This window comes from Mucilaginibacter boryungensis (assembly GCF_015221995.1).
GTDB classification, from domain to species: Bacteria; Bacteroidota; Bacteroidia; order Sphingobacteriales; family Sphingobacteriaceae; genus Mucilaginibacter; species Mucilaginibacter boryungensis.
Genome location: NZ_JADFFM010000001.1, coordinates 2,795,224 through 2,812,741 on the forward strand (window position 1 = coordinate 2,795,224; position 17,518 = coordinate 2,812,741).

Sequence of the window (17,518 nt, forward strand, 5' to 3'; positions counted from 1 at the left end):
ATTATACCACACATGAGCAAGATCTGGCAAAAAACAACCGACGTTAACGCACTGGTAGAAAACTTTACCGTGGGGCGCGACCGTGAGTTTGACCAGCAAATGGCAGCCTTTGATGTACTGGGTTCATTAGCGCATACGCAAATGCTGCAAAGCATTGGATTAATGAGCGCCGATGACTTGCAACTGGTTCAGCAGGAACTGAAAAGCATTTATGCTGATATTGCTCAAAACGGCTTTGTGATTGAGGATGGTGTAGAAGATGTGCACTCGCAAATTGAATTGCTGCTTACCCGACGCATTGGCGAGGCCGGCAAAAAAATACACAGCGGCCGCTCGCGTAACGATCAGGTTTTGGTAGACCTGAAATTATTCTTCCGTAACGAATTACAACAGGTAGTACAGGAAGTAAAAGGCCTGTTCGATCTGTTATTAAGCCTGAGTGAAAAACACAAGGATGTGTTGCTACCGGGCTACACCCATTTGCAGATAGCCATGCCGTCATCGTTCGGGCTATGGTTTGGCGCTTATGCGGAAAGCCTGGCCGATGATCTGGAACTGGTGTTGGCCGCTTATAAAATCACCAACAAAAACCCTTTAGGCTCGGCAGCCGGTTATGGTTCATCATTCCCTTTAAACCGCACCATGACCACCCAACTACTGGGTTTTGGCAGCCTGAACCACAATGTGGTTTACGCGCAAATGGGGCGTGGTAAAACCGAGCGGATCATTGCGCAGGCGCTATCGGCTGTAGCTGCAACCATAGCTAAAATGGCTATGGACCAGTGCTTATACCTGAGCCAAAATTTTGCCTTTGTAAGCTACCCCGAAAACCTGACCACCGGCAGCAGTATTATGCCGCACAAAAAGAACCCCGATGTTTGGGAAATTATGCGCGGTAAATGTAACCGCCTTCAGGCCCTGCCAACCGACGTTGCCATGATGACCACCAATCTGCCATCGGGCTATCACCGGGAAATGCAATTGCTGAAAGAATTGTTATTCCCCGCTTTTGCCGAATTGAAACAATGCCTGCACATGGCTAATTTTATGTTGCAGCATATTACCGTGAAAACCGATATCCTAAACGATCCTAAATACGCTTACCTGTTTAGCGTAGAAGTAGTAAATCAAATGGTATTGGATGGCACGCCCTTCCGCGATGCTTATAAGCAGGTAGGGCTGGATATTGAACAAGGTAACTTCAATCCCGATAAAAAGGTAACACACACGCATGAAGGCAGCGTAGGCAACCTGCACAATGAACAGATAGCAGAAGCGATGGATGCCTTATTACAGCAATTTAAATTTCACGAGGTGGAAGAAGCGGTAGCCGCTTTAGTGAAATAACTTTGTGTGTGTGTGTGTAGGATAAATCAATAGTCCAGATACTTACTAACTTTTAATTGTACCGCATCGCCTTCGGTATATTTTCCAAAATGGGCATTCAGCACCCGGAGTGTTAGTTTATCGTGCGCTATCACCAATTCCTCGTAAAACCCTTTAAATAGTATTTGCTTAACCGTCCAGTGGTTCTCGGTGAAGCTGGGCGTAGTGGATGCCCACTCGGGATAGATCACTATATTATCTTTTTCAGTACTGATACCGCAAAGCTTTGCCTCGGCATTACTCAATACATTACAATTGGTAAGTAAACGCGCGGTATATAAATTTTCAGGATGTTGATATAACGATTTAGGGTCACCGTGCTCCAGTATTTCCCCGTCTTTTAAAACAATCAGTTCATCGGCCATAGAAAGTACTTCAGCGGGATCGTGCGAAACCATAATGACAGTTAAACCGGTTTCCCTTACCACCCTGCGGATATCCTGCTGCAAACCCTCGCGAAAAGAAGTATCTACCTGGTTAAAGGGTTCATCCAAAAGCAAAACCTGTGGCTGGGTAACCAGGGCACGGGCTATAGCTACCCGCTGGCGCTCGCCCCCGCTTAAGTCGGCTACGCGTTTGGTTTCAATACGCTTCATGTTTAGCTGTTGTAAAACAGCTTCGGTTTTGTTTCGCTTAGCCTCCAGGTCTGTATTGGGCAGCAGAATGGATATGTTGTCGTAAACCTTTGCAAAAAGGTTCATATCATCGGTTTGCTGGGTTACCATTTTCATGGCGTCATGCCCCGGTATCAGTTTTTCTTCGGGCCCCCAAACACGTTCGCCCTTAAAATATACCGTCCCACTATCAGGGGTAATTAAGCCGAACAACATATGCAGCAAAGTAGTTTTACCGCTGCCGCTGGCCCCAATTATAGCCGTGATTTTGCCCGGGGTAATGGTCAGGTCGGTTGGTTTTAAACCCGCCGTTTGCACGCCGGGATATATTTTACTGATAGCAGTTGCCTGTAGAAAAGAAACATTAGTCATTAAGACAAATGTAATGAATAGGGTTTATTCTACCGTGGCTACAGTTAATTATCTGTCGCGGGTATTACACAATAAAAAAGAGACAGATGATTTATCTGTCTCTAAGCTATGTAACTATATGGTGGGTCGGTTAAAAACCTACAGTGAAGCCGAATGATACGTTCTTCAGGCCTTTTTGAGCAGCGGTATCAAACATGTCATTAAAGTAGTACTTAGCAAATATGCCTATGTCACCATGGCCTACACGGGCTACCGCGCCGTAACGGAACTTGGTGAAGTGGTAGCCATAGTTCATTTTTTGTTTGCCATATTCATCGCTGATCTGTTTCATGCGGCCGGTAAGCAGCACCCCAAATTCAGGGCCTAACACATAATGCCATTTGGTGCCGTTGGCGTTATCTTTCGAACGAAAATCGAACATTAAAGGTACACGTAAGTAGGCAGATGAGAAGCGGTCTTTGCTGTAATGTACTGCATCATTAGTATACTTTAGGGCGCTTTGGTCGGGATCGCGGGTAATGGTGATGTCCTTACGTAAACGGATCAGTTCCCAATCGAAACCACCAGCCATATATATTTTAAACGAGCTGTTGAAGCGGTAACCAGCCTGGAACACATCGAAACCCACGTTACTAGTTTTCCACGAACGGTAGCTTAAGAAATCATTTGTTGGTGATAGTTTAAAACTGCCGTTATCAAGCAGGGTGGTTAAACCCAGATCAAACCTTGAGAAGGTCAATCCCATTGAAAATCCCGGCGCTTTCGATCTTCTTTTTGATGAACTATCGCGCAACGCTTTAGTGCCAAACGAGAAAGTATATTTTCCTTTTTTTGTAGTTGTACTATCAGTTGAAGCTGATTGAGCGAACACACTCATAGCTGCCGCGCTAAGTAAGGCGGTAAAAATTAAACGTTTCATATTAGGGTTATATTTAGATTGAGAATTTATTTTACTTTTTTCACTTTTAAAATACCCAGGTTTATCCCGGTAATGCTGTCACCTTCGTCGGTATCGGTAAACTCAATGATCTTGTCGTCGCGTTTATCTACAGCGGCTATTACTTTGTTTAAGAAGCTGCCTAAGCCGTGCGCTTTGTGCTTCTGAACAGGTTTTGCTCCACTATCGGTATCGGTATTATCTGATGCCAATATCGGCTTGCTAACAAATCCTTGTGTATCATCCGCAGGTTTCAAGGTTATCGGACCGTCAGGTACAACCGGCGTAGATACTGCTGGCTTCGTAGTAACAGTTGCAATTGTTTGTTGATTTGTATTTGGCACTATCACTTGCTCACCTGCTTTCGGTTCAGATTTTGTAACCGCAGGTTCGGTTGTTGTTTGCGGCACGTGGGTATGTTTCACTACCGCCGCTATTTGTTGTTTTGGCTGGACGTTTACAGCAGTTGCAACGTGTGTAGCCGGTTCAGTTACCTGCTGATTTACACTTGGCTGTTGTGTACCTGTTACCGGTTTAACCATTGTATTTTGTGCCAGCCTGTTATTTTTAGGTGGATTAGTAACCACTTCCTTCTTAGGCAAAAAGAACAATCCTGCCGATACCAGCACCAATACGCTGGCTGCTATCCTTAGCAATGGCACATAGCTTTTACGTTGTGCAGGTTGATGCATTTCACGGCTGATATTTGTCCAAACGTTTGCCGATGGTTCTATTTCGTAGTTATCCAGCTTTGCGCGGAATAAAGCATCCATCTCTTTATCTTGCATACTCATAGCGGTTGCCCTCCATTTTTTCTATCTGTTCTTTTAATATACTGCGCGCCCTTGACAGTTGCGACTTTGACGCCCCTTCTGTAATGCCTGCTATCTTAGCAATTTCCCTGTGGGAATAACCTTCCAAAGCATACAGGTTAAACACCATCCGGTATCCCGGTGATAGCTGCTGTATCAGCGCCATCAGGTCTTTCGCGTCCAGATTTTCGGCTGCCAAAGGATTTACAGATTGTTCATAGCCCGATTCTTCTATATCAACCACCTGCATCATTTTGTGGTGTTTGCGGTAATACTCAATCGAACTATGTACCATTATTCGTCTTACCCATCCCTCGAATGATCCCTCTCCCCTGTAATCCGCAAGTTTTTGGAACATCTTTATAAACCCGTTTTGCAGCATGTCCTCTGCCTCCATCCGGTCAGTTGCGTAGCGCATACAAACGGCAAGCATTTTTCCCGCAAACTGTTTATACAACAGTTCCTGCGCCTTGCCATCCCCCGCTTTACTGCGACTGATCAATTCATCCGTTGTGATATGTTTCGGTTTTAAAAACATCATTTGAAGGTAAGATGATGAAAGTTGCCGAATGGTTGCATGGGTTGCGAAATATTTTTTAATAATTTAATTATGCTAAATTTAAATCATTAAGCTGTATTATTCCCTACTTATGAGAAAAGCCTTTTTATCGCTGATGATTTGCTGTATTTCTGCATTGCAAACAATAGCCCAGCACGCATCTGATAACTATACGCTTTTAAAGCCCGACCGTGTTTTCGACGGCAGGGAAATGCACAATAACTGGTGGGTGCTGGTAAATGGCAGGCATATTATGTGGGTTGGCGAGGCTGCAAACGCAAAGTCTCCGGTCTCGACAAAAGTGATAGAACTTAAAGGCACAACGCTAATGCCGGGAATGATAGAAGGCCATTCGCATATGTTCCTGCATCCCTACAATGAAACCTTGTGGAATGACCAGGTGTTGGTGGAAAGTCGCGCGGAACGCACGGCGAGGGCTGTAAACCACGTTAAAGCTACTTTAATGGCTGGTTTTACCTCGGCGCGTGATTTGGGTACCGAGGGCGCCATGTACGATGATGTGGGCTTAAAAGACGCTATTGAAAAAGGCGTTATTCCTGGACCGCGATTAATGGTGGCTACCCGGGCCATTGTGGCTACCGGCAGTTATGGCCCCAAAGGGTTTAACGATCAAACCGAAGAAAGCATCCCCAAAGGCGCTGAAGAAGCGGATGGTATTGATGCCCTGACACGGGTCATCCGCTCGCAAATTGGGAACGGTGCTGATGTAATTAAGCTTTACGCCGATTACCGTTGGGGTTTGAATAACACCTCTGCAGCCACATTTACGGTTGACGAATTAAAACTGGCGGTGCATGTAGCGGGCAGCGCAGGCAGATATGTAGTGGTGCATTCAGGTACCGAAGAAGGCATGCGCCGATCTATCGCTGCTGGCGTACGCACTATTGAACATGGCGATGGCGGCACACCTGAATTATTTAAACAGATGAAGGAAAAAGGCATAGCGCTTTGTCCTACATTAAACGCTACGGAATCAATTAACACCTACCACGGCTGGCATAAAGGCACCGACCCGGAGCCTGACGCTGTAAGACAAAAGCACAAAATATTTACCGATGCTATGAAAGCCGGCGTTACTATTTGTATGGGTGGCGATGTGGGGGTATTCAGTCATGGTGATAACAGCCGCGAAATGGAACTAATGGTAGAATATGGCATGAAACCACTTGATGTGCTACGCTCTGCAACATCTGTAAACGCGGAAGTGTTTGGCATGAAAAATCTTGGCGAAATAAAACAAGGTTATTTAGCCGACCTGGTAGCCATTGACGGTAACCCTGCCGAAGATATTAAAACATTGAAGAATGCAAAGTTAGTGATGAAGGATGGTGTGATATACAAGCAACCTTAATATGAACACCAATTTCGATCCATTCCCGGTAATAAGCACCGAGCGATTGATCCTACGGGCACTTACTTTAACTGACAGCGGAGAATTATTTAAGCTACGTTCGGACGAGCAGGTTAACCGATATCTTGACAGGCCGCCTACCACTACCATTGAACAGGCTGAAGCTTTTATCCATAAAATAGCACAGGTCGTACAAAACCGGGATGGTATCTATTGGGTCATTAGTCGCAAGGATGAACCCTCGCTCATTGGCACCATATGCTACTGGAACTTCAATGTCGACAAAGCCTCGGCCGACATTGGCTACGAACTTATGCCCAAATATCAGCGACAGGGTTTAATGACTGAGGCGCTGCAAGCGGTAATTGATTATGGCTTTGACAATATGCGGTTGAAGATGATCATCGCCTTAACCCATCCTGATAATGCAGTTTCAGCTAAGCTATTAAAACGCACTGGGTTTGTTTTGGATGAGCGTTATGGGTTTGTGAGTGAAGATAATGCTGAAGGGCAGGTAGTTTATATATTCTCTAATTCAAATTAATATGAAAATAAGGTTAGTTATTTTCTTTTCCCTTTTTCTCAAAATGGCGCTATGTCAAAATTTAGCCGTGACAAAAAGGAGTTTAGTTAAATTGTTTAAATCAAGTATACAACAAGAATCCAGAAAAACTATTTCCATTGGTTCTGGGACCTGGACAATTTGCAACCAAGACAGTGCCTTTTTTAAATCGCCAATTATAAGGTTATATAGCAACAAAAACTATTTCTATCAATTAGACAAATGTTGCGAATTTATTAACTGGACCTTCTATCGAAAAGATCTTTTTCTTCAATCAGATTCTCAAATATGCAACGAACCAGCATCAGCTGGAGTAAAGTCCAAATACTATCAAACCCAAATAACCAATAAAAACGGAAATACAATTTTACTAATTAAGAGCCGTGAGGGTGAGGAACAAAAATTTGAAGTTATAGAAATAAATAAAATACCGTTAGCGCAAAACAATTCTACAGATGAAATAATTTTGAAAAGGATATAGCTACTTCTTCTCCCTTATACGCTTATACAGCTTCACAGCCAGCATCAGGATAATTGAGAGCAATACAATTCCAACAACGCCATATATCCAGTTTACCGCGCTTTTCAGCACCGCTAAAAACACAATGGCGAACAGGAATATAGTGGCTACTTCATTCCAAATGCGAAGTTGAGTTGACGTCCATTTGAAGACGCCATTACGCATTTCCTTCATTTTATTTTGACAGATATGCTGGTAAATACCCAAACCAACTACAAAACAAAGCTTTACATGCAACCAGGGTTGCTGCAGCCAATATGGGTTTAATATCAGCATAATAATAGCCGCCGCTACTAATAATATAACTGATGGTATAGTGATGATCCACCACAGCTTGCTTTCCATTACCTCAAACTGTTTAGAAAGGATGGTGCGGTCAGGTTCGGGCTTGTCCTGCGCTTCGGTGTGGTAAATAAATAGACGTACCATGTAAAACAGCCCCGCCATATAGCAGACTACAAAGATGATGTGTATGGCTAAAACGTATTGGTACATTTATTCAAAGTTTGTCATTGCGAGCGACAGCGTGGCAATCTCGTAGCTTGCAAATCATTCTACGAGATTGCCGCGTCGCTACGCTCCTCGCAATGACATTTATTAATATCTAAATTCCTTAATCACCTCTACCGCGTACTTTACATTATCAAATGGGATATCGGGCATAATGCCGTGGCCCAAATTAAATATGAAGCCGTTAGTGCCCTTCATCCTATCGAACAGGCGGTAGATGCGTTCTTTAATTACTTTCTTATCTGCGTATAAAATATGCGGATCAAGGTTGCCTTGTACAGCTATATTTTGCGGTAAGCGCTGCTTAATATCCAACAGGTCAACATTCCAGTCTATGGATATGACATCCGGCTTGGCTTCGGCCATTAGCGGCGCGAAAACCGAACTACCTTTGCAGAATGATATTACCGGGATATCCTTGCGGTTCAGTTTACTGATGATCTCGGCGATATAACGGTGCGAAAACTCTTTATAATCATCCCATGCCAAAGCCTGTGCCCAACTATCAAATATCTGGATGGCGTTTACACCAGCGGCAATTTGCAAGTTCAGGTAGTCAGCAGTAACTGTTGCTATTTTAGATAATAATTGATGCGCCATTTCAGGTTCGTTGTGCAGCATCAGCTTGGTCAGCTTAAAATCTTTTGATGACCCGCCTTCCACCAAATAACTCATTACCGTAAAAGGTGCGCCGGCAAAACCGATCAGCGGAATGCTGCCGTTTAAACGTTGCTGAATAACTTTAATAGCATCGGCCACATATTGCAGTTTATCACCTACATCAGTTTGTAAAGCGTCAATATCGGCCTGTGTACGTATGGGGTTAGCAAATTTCGGCCCTACCCCAGCAGTAAAGCTCAAGTCCCCACCCATGGCTTCGCCGGTAACTAAAATATCCGAGAACAGGATGGCAGCATCAATACCCAGCAAATCAACCGGCAGCATGGTAACATCGGCGGCAATCTCTGGCGTTTTGCACATTTCCAGGAACGAGTATTTGTTTTTTATTTCCCAGTACTGGGGCATAAAGCGTCCGGCCTGGCGCATCATCCATATGGGCGGGCGTTCTGTCTTTTCTGAAAATGCGGCTTTTATAAATAGTGAATCGTTCATGCTTCTTATTCGGGCGTCAAGAATTGAGCGTCAAGAATCAAAGGAAGTAATTTGAACTCTTCCCTGATTCCTGATTCTATTTTCCTGAATCTTCCTTATGGTGTTTTTTTAATACTTCTTCAATCTGCGAAATTACGCTTTTCATTTTAGCTGTCACCTGCTCCTCTTTATCTTTTGCCAGTTGCAGGTAAGCTTCAGCTTTTTCATATTTCCCGTTACGAATGCTGATGTTGGCTACATGTACCAACGCCGCTACATGGTCGTTCACTGTACGCAAAGGATATTGCGCAGCCAGTTCATAATGCTGCTCGGCTTCTTCAAAATCCTGTTTCTGCATGCAAATGCCGCCCAAAATAAACTCGTAAAAGCCGCGTCGTTTTTTGCTTAATAAGTTGGGGTTTGCTATCTGGCGTAATAAGCTTTCTGCTTTGGCATATTCCTTTTTATGGAAATATTTAGCAGCCAGGATGATCGGCCCTTCTTTAAAATACCCCCAAATTAAAAGGATAACAAACAGCAGGACAACGCCTACCAATTCATAGCTATGCTGATAAGCAAAAAAGCCCATCAGCAATAAAAAAACGACAATAACTAAAACCCGGGCTTTATTAGTGAACATTAATGCTGATTATCGGTAAACTTATAACCTACGCCACGGATAGAATGGAAATATACCGGGTTTTTAGGATCGGGTTCAAAATATTTACGGAAGGTCAGGATAAAATTATCAATAGTACGGGTTGATGGATAAACATCATAGTTCCATACGGTTTCCAAAATCTGCTCACGCGATACGGCATCATTACGGCGCTCTATCAGCAATTTCAGCAGCATGGTTTCTTTTTTAGTTAACGGGGTAATAGAACCGTCTTCGTTTACCAATTCAAACGAGTTGAAATGAATGGTTTTCCCGCCAATTTTATAGCTGTTAAACTCTTTCAGGTCTTCACCTTTCAGGCTGCGTTTCACCAGGTTATTTACACGCAGGATCAGTTCTTCCAGATTGAATGGCTTGGTCAGGTAATCATCAGCGCCTTTTTTTAGACCCGATATTTTATCCTCGTTAGTATTTTTTGCGGTAAGGAACATAATAGGCACCTCGGTATTTTCCAGGCGGATAGTTTCAGCAACTACAAAACCATCTACCTCGGGCATCATCACGTCCAGTATCACCAGGTTAAAACGCTCTTCTTTAAATATTTGCAGGGCTTTTTTGCCGTTAGTAGCGGTAGATACCTTGTAACCTTCAAGCTCAAGGTTTAATTTGATGGCTTCTAACAGATGCTCTTCATCTTCGGCCAGTAAAATTCTTTTTTTGCTAAGCATGGTATATAAGATTTAAAAGATTGAACAATGTATATTATTAATTTATACAGATCAATCAATTGCTATTCCGAACAGGTGTTTAAGGGGTTTATTTACATCGCAATGATAAAAACCCTTAAACCATTATTGTTTTGTGACAATTTGTCTTAATCTATGACAATTCGCTTAAAACACCACTTCAAAAATACTTCCCGCCGGGCGATTATCACGTACATGTATGGTAGCGTCGTGCTTATCCAATACCTGTTTAACTATGTATAAACCTAAACCCGTGCCTTTTGTGTTCCTTGTATCCTCGCTGCCTACACGGTAAAAACGTTCAAATATACGGTCTTTCTCATCATCGGATATACCGATCCCCCTATCAGCTACCTGTAAATAAATGCCGTCATCTTTCCTAAACAGTTTCACACTCACCTCTTCGCATGGTTGCGAATATTTGATGGCATTTTCTACCAGGTTAGTTACTACCGATGACAAAGCGAATTTATCCCCGGTGATCTCTATTTTAGGTTCAATCTCCGCATTGATCAATTGCTGGTTAAAATCGCATTTATTGATCTGCAAACGGTTCACTACACTATCCACCAAAGCCGACAGGCTGAACTTCTCTTTAGGAAAGGTGTACGATTGATTTTCAATTTTTGATGCCAATAGCATATTTTCCACCAGGTCATCCAGCCGCTCTACATCAAGCAAACATTTATCTAAAAAACTTACGATCTGCTGCCTGTTCAGATCGCGTTTGCTGATAGTTTGAAGATATAGTTTAATGGAGGCCAGCGGCGATTTTAACTCGTGCGTTACCGATAGCAGGAAATTCTTTTTCTGTTCGTGCAGCCTTCGTTCTTTGTTCACCGTTTTATGTAAACTCCAGGCGCCCAGGGCAAACACCATTAAAAACATCGAGCCCTCGCTCAACACCATGCCTATGCGGGTTGGCTGCAATATTACCAAACGATACCCCCACCAAAATAACTGCGCCAGCGCGTAAATGATGGTAGCATAAAATATCACAAATGGCTTCTTCATCGGTTTGCAGTTTTAAGTATCCAGTTCACAGCTATTTGTTAAAAACTATATCCAAACTATCAAATATAGCCAATTTTGTTTTTTCCATATCGTCGGCGGTATGGGCTGCTGATACAAAACCAACTTCGTAACCCGACGGGCCCAGATATACGCCACGGTTTAGCAGTTCGCGGTGAAATACTTTAAAGTGCGACATACTGCCGGCATTAATTTCATCGGCCCTGCGGATATGCTCCTGCCCTGTAAACGCGAACCAGAATATAGAACCGATCTGGAATATCTTAAAGCCGTAGCCTTTTTCGGCAACGTACTGTTGTATGGCAGAAACGAATGCTGTTGTCTTCGTCTCCAGATCCTGGTAAAAACTTGGTTTTAACAATTCTGTTAGCTGCGCAATGCCAGCGCCCATGGCTACCGGGTTACCCGATAATGTCCCGGCCTGGTAAACCGGGCCTTCAGGTGATATATTGCCCATAATGGCTGCCGAAGCGCCATACGCGCCAACCGGCATCCCGCCGCCTATAATTTTACCGTAAGTGATGATATCCGGCTGTATACCATATAATCCTGCCGCGCCTTCAAAGCCAACACGGAAACCGGAGATCACCTCATCAAATATCAGCATGGTACCGTTGGCAGTACATTGCTCGCGCAGGAACTGTAAAAACCCTTGCTGTTGTAACAGCAACCCATTGTTAGCCGGTATAGGCTCGATAATGACTGCGGCTATCTGATCTTTAAATTCTTCAAATGCTTTTTGTAAAGCTTCCCTGTCATTAAGCGCAATAACTATAGTTTCATCGGCAAATGCTTTGGGTACGCCTGCTGATGAGGTTTCGCCGAAAGTTACCAGGCCTGAACCTGCCTTAACCAGCAGCGCATCCACATGACCGTGATAGCAGCCTTCGAATTTTAATATTTTGTCGCGTTTGGTATATCCCCGCGCCAGCCTGATAGCCGACATTACCGCCTCGGTACCCGAACTTACAAAGCGTATCTTTTCAATGAATTTGTTGTTGGTCAGTATCAGTTCAGCCAGTTCATTTTCCAACGCGGTTGGCGCGCCGAAGGACATGCCGTTCTGCATCACTTCAATCACCTTCTCGCGCACAGCCGGATGGTTATGCCCAAGGATCAACGGCCCCCACGAGCAACAGAAATCGATAAACTCGTTACCGTCCGCATCCCAAATATGACTGCCATTACCCTTCTGGATAAACAGCGGTGTGCCATAAACCGATTTAAACGCCCGTACCGGCGAGTTTACCCCACCCGGGAAAAACGTCTTGGCCTTCTCATACAATTCCGCAGACTTGGTCCTGCTGATATCTTTTATTTCACTCATTGTATAGTTTCAATTGTCATTGCGAGGAACGTAGTGACGTGGCAATCTCGTAGTACGCTAATCAAATTACGGGATTGCCACGCTATCGCTCGCAATGACAAATATTATTTAGGTTTCCTTCTAATCTCTAATTAACTAATCTCTAATCTCTCACCTACAACCACTTATTCTCCAGCACTTCCTTAGCGTGATAGGTCAATATGGCACTGGCCCCTGCCCTGCGCAGGCTGGTCAGCACCTCGGCTACGGCGCGCTGTTCGTTCAACCAGCCACGTTCAGCCGCGGCTTTCAGCATGGCGTATTCACCGCTTACATTATAAGCTGCTATAGGCAGTTCGGTATTGTCTTTTAAAAGTTTTATTACGTCCAGGTAAGGCAAACCCGGTTTTACCATCAGGAAATCGGCACCTTCGGCTTCGTCAAGCTGGGCTTCAATTAAAGCTTCACGCTGGTTCGCCGGGTTCATCTGGTAAGTTTTCTTATCGCCAAACTTAGGCGCCGAATTTAATGCATCCCTGAAAGGGCCGTAAAACGCGCTGGCATATTTAGCACAATACGACATGATACTTACGCCGCTAAAGCCATTATCATCCAGCACCTGCCGTATATAACCTACTCTGCCATCCATCATATCGCTTGGCGCAATAATATCGGCACCCATGCGCGCATGTGCCAGGGCCATCTTACCCAACACCTCTAAAGTTTCGTCGTTCAATATTTCGCCGTTCTCCACAATCCCGTCGTGGCCATCGCTGCTATATGGATCCATCGCCACATCGGTAATTACACACGCTTCCGGAAAGTTTTGTTTTACCTGTTTAATAGCCCGCAAGTACAAACTTTCCTCGCGGTGGCTTTCAGTAGCATATTTATCTTTTAGCTCTTCGCTGATGTTCGGGAAAAGATCAAATGATTTTAACCCAAGCTTCATACAGCTTTCCACTTCGCGTAACAGATTATCTATGGAATATCGGAAGATACCAGGCATTGAAGCCACCTCGGTTTTTTGATTGTTACCCTCAATAATAAATAAAGGGAATATCAGGTTAGCCGCGCTTATGTGCGTTTCCTGCACCATTTGGCGTATTACTTCGCTTTTTCGGTTTCGTCTTGGTCGTTGTAGCATATGCCCCTCCTAAATCCTCCCCGGAAGGGAGGACTTAAACAATTTAAGTTTACAAATAGCCCTCCCTTCCGGGGAGGGTTGGGTGGGGCCTATAGCCCAAACACCGCCTCGGCCAGCCCAACTTCATCGGGCGAGAAAGGCAGCGTATATTTTAATCCTAATTCGGTTAGTTTATTCCCGGTTGATTTACCTATGGCTATCAGTTTTTGATTGAAGTCCGCCAGGTTATCACTGAAATAAGCTTCTACGTTTGAAGGGCTGGTAAACACCAACACTTCGGCATCTGAAGCCTTTACTTCATCAACCAGTACGGTTTCGTAAACCGGCAGGTCAATGATCCGGGTAGCAGCCGACATTTCCTTTTGCACACTGCGCATAGCGCTTTCCGAACCCGGAAACAATACGGTATGCCCATTGGCAAGTTTGGCAAAATCGCGACCTACCTGCGCAGTATCCCCGCTATCGCCCACATAATCGGCTAAGTGCCCGTTACGGCGCAGCATATCTTCCGAGCCGGTACCCATCACCCCAAATTTCACCTTTTTAGGGAACAATGGTTTCAGGTTAAAGAAATACTCTACGGCATTTTTACTTGTAAAAAATACCCAATCCACACTTTTCAATATGTACGAATCGAACCGGGTAATTACCGGTACAGTACGTATCAGCGACCGGCCTTCTATTTCTATCTTATGCTTTTCTAGCGCGCGGCGGAAATAGCTTTGTTCAGAAACATCGCGCGAGATAAATACCTTTTTAGGGAATTGCCTGTTTTTAGCATAATACGTTAATATGCGTTCTTCAATTCCTTTAATATCTTTTGTCTGGATAAACAACCGGTCGGGAAATTCATCGCCTTCATCGGCTTTCGAAACAAATATCTGGTACTCGCCATCGTGCTTACGGCAATAGCAGCCTAAAGGTAAATGACAGCCGCCGCCAAAGCTTTTTAGCACTTTGCGTTCTACGGAAAGCTCTTTAGCCACCTTTGGATGGTTCAATGCCTGCAAAGCTTCAAACAGTTCGCTATCTGTTTCGCGTATCTGTATAGCCAGCACGCCTTGTGCCGGCGCGGGGATAAATTCGGTTGGGGTTAGCTCTTCTACATGAAACTCGCTCAAATCGATACCTAACCGGCTAACACCGGCTTTGGCTATCATAATAGCGTCGTATTTTTCGTCACGTAGCTTGCCTATGCGCGTAGGTACATTGCCGCGCAATTCCTCAATTTCAAGATCGGGGCGTACGGCCAGCAGCTGGGCCTTGCGGCGGTTGGATGAGGTGCCTACCATCCCGCCAAACTTTACCGATAATTTATGTTTAACCTCTACGCAATCTTTCAGAATCAGCAACAGTTCAGCCGGGTCTTCCCGTTCTGAAACTGCCGCGATAATGAGTCCCGGAGGGTTTTCTGTGGGCAGGTCCTTGTGCGAGTGTACCGCCAGGTCAATAGTACCTGCCAATAATTCTTCTTCCAGTTCTTTAGTGAAAAAACCCTTGCCTTCCAGCTTATCAAAGCTCAGGTTCAGGATACGGTCGCCCTGGGTTTTTATAATTTTAAGCTCGGCAGTAATATTTATTTCTGCCAGCCTGTCCTTAACAAAATTAGCCTGCCATAAGGCCAATTCGCTTCCCCGTGTTCCTATAGTTAATTTTCTTTCCAAAGAGAGAGTTGTCATTTTCCAGCAAATTTAACTTTTATACGAGATTTATAGTAAACTTTGTTGTAATGTGAGGTTGGGTTGACGGAGGGTATTAATAGTTGTTATATAGTTGAGATATAATTTGATTAAGTTCATACTGTTCGCAGCCATATTCTGCAATTTCCCCAAACGTTTTGTAAGTCGATACGTTGAACCCTTCTTCTATATCATTATACCAAACCGCTTTCTTTCCATATATAGCAACCACCCAAAAACCACCGTTTTCATTACCATGTTCGTTTTCCATCCATTTTACCGGTTCAATGCTTATAAGTTGCCAAAATTTTTCTAATTCAGGTGACAGCAATTGTTCAGTATTACTTATTGTTTTTAACAACTCTTTCAATGTAATTGGAACCCACATATTGTAAAGATAACATTCTTTGAAAACGAGCGTTCAGTATTCCATCGCTTCCGACAGCCCCGCTTTCCGCTGCAAATCCTCCTTCGTCCGGGTTTTCCGCTACAATCGGGTTTAGGTTTGATGGTATTGAAGTAAATATTTGGCTAAAGCCGGTATTGATTTATTGTATTCCGTTGGCTGAAGCCAACGGCAATGTATGATAGGGATGAATGATTACATCAACAAATCGGGTTTATTGCTCTTTCATGGTAATGATTAAATGCATTTAAAATTGAATTCATTGCCGTCCCATTTATGGGGCGGATAAAAACAAACGCAAGCATGGCTTTAGCCAAACTTATCTACAGGAAAGTCTTCAGGATATATTACTGATTGATCAGTATCTCTTTAGCCATCACCATGGGTACGCTGATGTACTTTTTCTCCATGTAGTTCATCACTTTCTCCAGTATCTCGCGCGATTGCTCGTCCATGCCCTGCACTTCCTCGGCAAAAACAGAATTGATGGCCGTGTTGCGGATCTCTTTGATCTTTTCGGGTACCTGGCGCATGGCCAGTTCAATGCGGCGTTGTTTTAATTGCGGTAAAAACTCGTTGATATTTTGGTTGATGATCTTTTCGGCGTGTACCAGTTCCTGGTAGCGTTCCTGGATATTCTTTTGGGCAATCTCGTTTAGCGAGTGTACTTCTATAAAGTTAACCGCAAATTTTTCCAGTATTTCCGGGTCGGTATCGTTAGGGATAGCCAGATCGACGATAGTCTTCTTTTCGGTGCAGCCGTTTAATAACTGCGCGTAGATTTCGGGGGTAATAACCGGTTGTGTGGCCGATGTACAGGTAATAATTACATCAAAACCCTTGTTATAGGTTTTCAGCGCTTCCAGGTCGTACGCCTCGCCATTCAGGTCGGCAGCCAGTTCCTGTGCTTTTGATAGCGTACGGTTAAATACCGCGAAGTTGCTGAACTTATGCTTTTGCAGGTATTTGGAAATATTACGGTTGGTTTCTCCGGCGCCGATAATAATTACACGGGCATTGGTGCACAATTTCAGGTCGCGTAGTTTGCGGTAGGCTAACGATACTACCGAAATTGGGTTTTTGGAGATATTGGTATGGGTATAAACTTCCTTGGCAGCTTTAACAGCGCAACCCATTACCATACGCAGATGATCGCCGGTAAGGCCGGCCTCGCGGGCGCTTTCATAAGCTTTGCGTACCTGGGCAAGTATCTCTTTCTCGCCTACTACCAGGCTTTCCAGACTGCATGAAGTGCGCAGCAAATGGTTTAAGGCTTCCTGGTCTTCGTATATACTGGCAGCCTCTACAAACAAATTAGTGTGGTGGCTGCACAGACCCATTTCCATGGCTTCAATAAACTTGCAGGCAAAGGCTTTATCAACCACCTGTTCAGTTGCCATAATAAACGCTACGCGGTTACAGGTAGCCAGGTAAAAAATTTCTGGAATATTAAATTGATCTTTAACCTGCCTTAGTTTGGGTAATAGGCTGTCCTGACAAACTACCAGCTTTCCCAGTTCCTTCAACTCGACTTGTTTGTGCGTAAAAGCAATAACCTTTAGATACTTCAAAGCAGTTTAAATTATAACCCAACAAAAGTAACACGCCATATTGGTTGCAATGTCAACCCTTTGTCAAACACTTTAATTTAGAATGTTTTTAAATTGATAGTTAAAAAACTGGTTTACAATTTATTACAAATAAAATAAATCTAAAATTTGACCATTTTTGCATCTTGGTCAATACCCGTATCCAAAAAAGTAAGCTTAAAAGCCCTAATTATGGGTTACCTGTTAGCAGGCGATAATCATTTTGTACACCCAAGCTTTTACATTCCTATTATTCCC

General features: G+C 43.8%; 18 protein-coding genes. 4 read left to right on the plus strand and 14 right to left on the minus strand.

The features are described 5' to 3' along the window. Nucleotides 1-12: 12 nt before the first annotated feature. Nucleotides 13-1,347 carry an argininosuccinate lyase gene (gene argH, locus IRJ18_RS11780; protein ID WP_194106398.1) on the plus strand — a complete coding sequence of 445 codons (1,335 nt, stop codon included), beginning with the start codon at nucleotides 13-15 and terminating at the stop codon, nucleotides 1,345-1,347. Nucleotides 1,348-1,373: 26 nt separating this feature from the next. On the opposite strand, the gene IRJ18_RS11785 is transcribed toward argH, so the two are convergent. From IRJ18_RS11785 to IRJ18_RS11800, 4 genes are all read right to left on the minus strand, one after another. Next, the gene (locus IRJ18_RS11785) at nucleotides 1,374-2,372 is read right to left on the minus strand and encodes an ABC transporter ATP-binding protein (protein WP_194106399.1); all 999 of its coding nucleotides are present in this window, start codon (nucleotides 2,370-2,372) and stop codon (nucleotides 1,374-1,376) included. A 130-nt stretch (nucleotides 2,373-2,502) separates the two neighbouring features. Continuing rightward, entirely contained in the window at nucleotides 2,503-3,291 is a 789-nt protein-coding gene (locus IRJ18_RS11790) for an outer membrane beta-barrel protein (protein ID WP_194106400.1), read from the minus strand. 26 nt (nucleotides 3,292-3,317) lie between these two features. Beyond that, nucleotides 3,318-4,103, minus strand: a complete 786-nt coding sequence (locus tag IRJ18_RS11795) for a hypothetical protein (protein ID WP_194106401.1) — start codon at nucleotides 4,101-4,103, stop codon at nucleotides 3,318-3,320. Beyond that, nucleotides 4,087-4,659, minus strand: a complete 573-nt coding sequence (locus tag IRJ18_RS11800) for an RNA polymerase sigma factor (RefSeq protein ID WP_194106715.1) — start codon at nucleotides 4,657-4,659, stop codon at nucleotides 4,087-4,089. Before IRJ18_RS11800 ends, IRJ18_RS11795 begins: the two co-directional genes overlap by 17 nt. A gap of 112 nt (nucleotides 4,660-4,771) precedes the next feature. Here IRJ18_RS11800 and IRJ18_RS11805 point away from each other — a divergent pair, with 112 nt between their 5' ends. From IRJ18_RS11805 to IRJ18_RS11815, 3 genes are read left to right on the plus strand one after another with little or no spacing between them, the layout of a single operon-like run. Next, on the plus strand, nucleotides 4,772-6,052 hold the full coding sequence (locus tag IRJ18_RS11805; RefSeq protein ID WP_194106402.1) for a metal-dependent hydrolase family protein: 1,281 nt from the start codon (nucleotides 4,772-4,774) through the stop codon (nucleotides 6,050-6,052). 1 nt (nucleotide 6,053) lies between these two features. After that, a complete protein-coding gene (locus IRJ18_RS11810) occupies nucleotides 6,054-6,596 on the plus strand; it encodes a GNAT family N-acetyltransferase (protein WP_194106403.1) in 543 nt (180 codons plus the stop codon). A 1-nt stretch (nucleotide 6,597) separates the two neighbouring features. Continuing rightward, entirely contained in the window at nucleotides 6,598-7,095 is a 498-nt protein-coding gene (locus IRJ18_RS11815) for a hypothetical protein (protein ID WP_194106404.1), read from the plus strand. Here the strand turns inward: IRJ18_RS11815 and IRJ18_RS11820 are convergent, their stop codons facing one another. The 10 genes from IRJ18_RS11820 to hemA all read right to left on the minus strand — a co-directional run bounded on the left by IRJ18_RS11820 (nucleotide 7,096) and on the right by hemA (nucleotide 17,242). Beyond that, nucleotides 7,096-7,629, minus strand: coding sequence for a CopD family protein (locus tag IRJ18_RS11820; protein ID WP_194106405.1), 534 nt, complete (start codon nucleotides 7,627-7,629; stop codon nucleotides 7,096-7,098). A gap of 102 nt (nucleotides 7,630-7,731) precedes the next feature. Continuing rightward, on the minus strand, nucleotides 7,732-8,757 hold the full coding sequence (hemE, locus tag IRJ18_RS11825) for a uroporphyrinogen decarboxylase (protein ID WP_194106406.1): 1,026 nt from the start codon (nucleotides 8,755-8,757) through the stop codon (nucleotides 7,732-7,734). Between the two features lie 76 nt (nucleotides 8,758-8,833). Beyond that, nucleotides 8,834-9,376 (minus strand): tetratricopeptide repeat protein, encoded by a 543-nt coding sequence (locus IRJ18_RS11830; protein ID WP_194106407.1) that lies wholly within the window; start codon nucleotides 9,374-9,376, stop codon nucleotides 8,834-8,836. Beyond that, complete coding sequence (locus IRJ18_RS11835) at nucleotides 9,376-10,083, minus strand: response regulator transcription factor (RefSeq protein WP_194106408.1); 708 nt, start codon at nucleotides 10,081-10,083, stop codon at nucleotides 9,376-9,378. Before IRJ18_RS11835 ends, IRJ18_RS11830 begins: the two co-directional genes overlap by 1 nt. 165 nt (nucleotides 10,084-10,248) lie before the next feature. After that, nucleotides 10,249-11,115: a sensor histidine kinase gene (locus tag IRJ18_RS11840; protein WP_194106409.1), complete on the minus strand. Its 867-nt coding sequence runs from the start codon at nucleotides 11,113-11,115 to the stop codon at nucleotides 10,249-10,251. 31 nt (nucleotides 11,116-11,146) lie between these two features. Continuing rightward, complete coding sequence (hemL, locus tag IRJ18_RS11845; protein WP_194106410.1) at nucleotides 11,147-12,460, minus strand: glutamate-1-semialdehyde 2,1-aminomutase; 1,314 nt, start codon at nucleotides 12,458-12,460, stop codon at nucleotides 11,147-11,149. A 154-nt stretch (nucleotides 12,461-12,614) separates the two neighbouring features. Further along, nucleotides 12,615-13,586 (minus strand): porphobilinogen synthase, encoded by a 972-nt coding sequence (gene hemB, locus IRJ18_RS11850; protein WP_194106411.1) that lies wholly within the window; start codon nucleotides 13,584-13,586, stop codon nucleotides 12,615-12,617. Nucleotides 13,587-13,675: 89 nt separating this feature from the next. After that, entirely contained in the window at nucleotides 13,676-15,265 is a 1,590-nt protein-coding gene (gene hemC, locus IRJ18_RS11855; protein WP_194106412.1) for a hydroxymethylbilane synthase, read from the minus strand. A 76-nt stretch (nucleotides 15,266-15,341) separates the two neighbouring features. Beyond that, nucleotides 15,342-15,653, minus strand: a complete 312-nt coding sequence (locus IRJ18_RS11860) for a hypothetical protein (protein WP_228072715.1) — start codon at nucleotides 15,651-15,653, stop codon at nucleotides 15,342-15,344. A 365-nt stretch (nucleotides 15,654-16,018) separates the two neighbouring features. Then, on the minus strand, nucleotides 16,019-17,242 hold the full coding sequence (hemA, locus tag IRJ18_RS11865) for a glutamyl-tRNA reductase (RefSeq protein ID WP_194106413.1): 1,224 nt from the start codon (nucleotides 17,240-17,242) through the stop codon (nucleotides 16,019-16,021). Nucleotides 17,243-17,518: the final 276 nt, after the last annotated feature.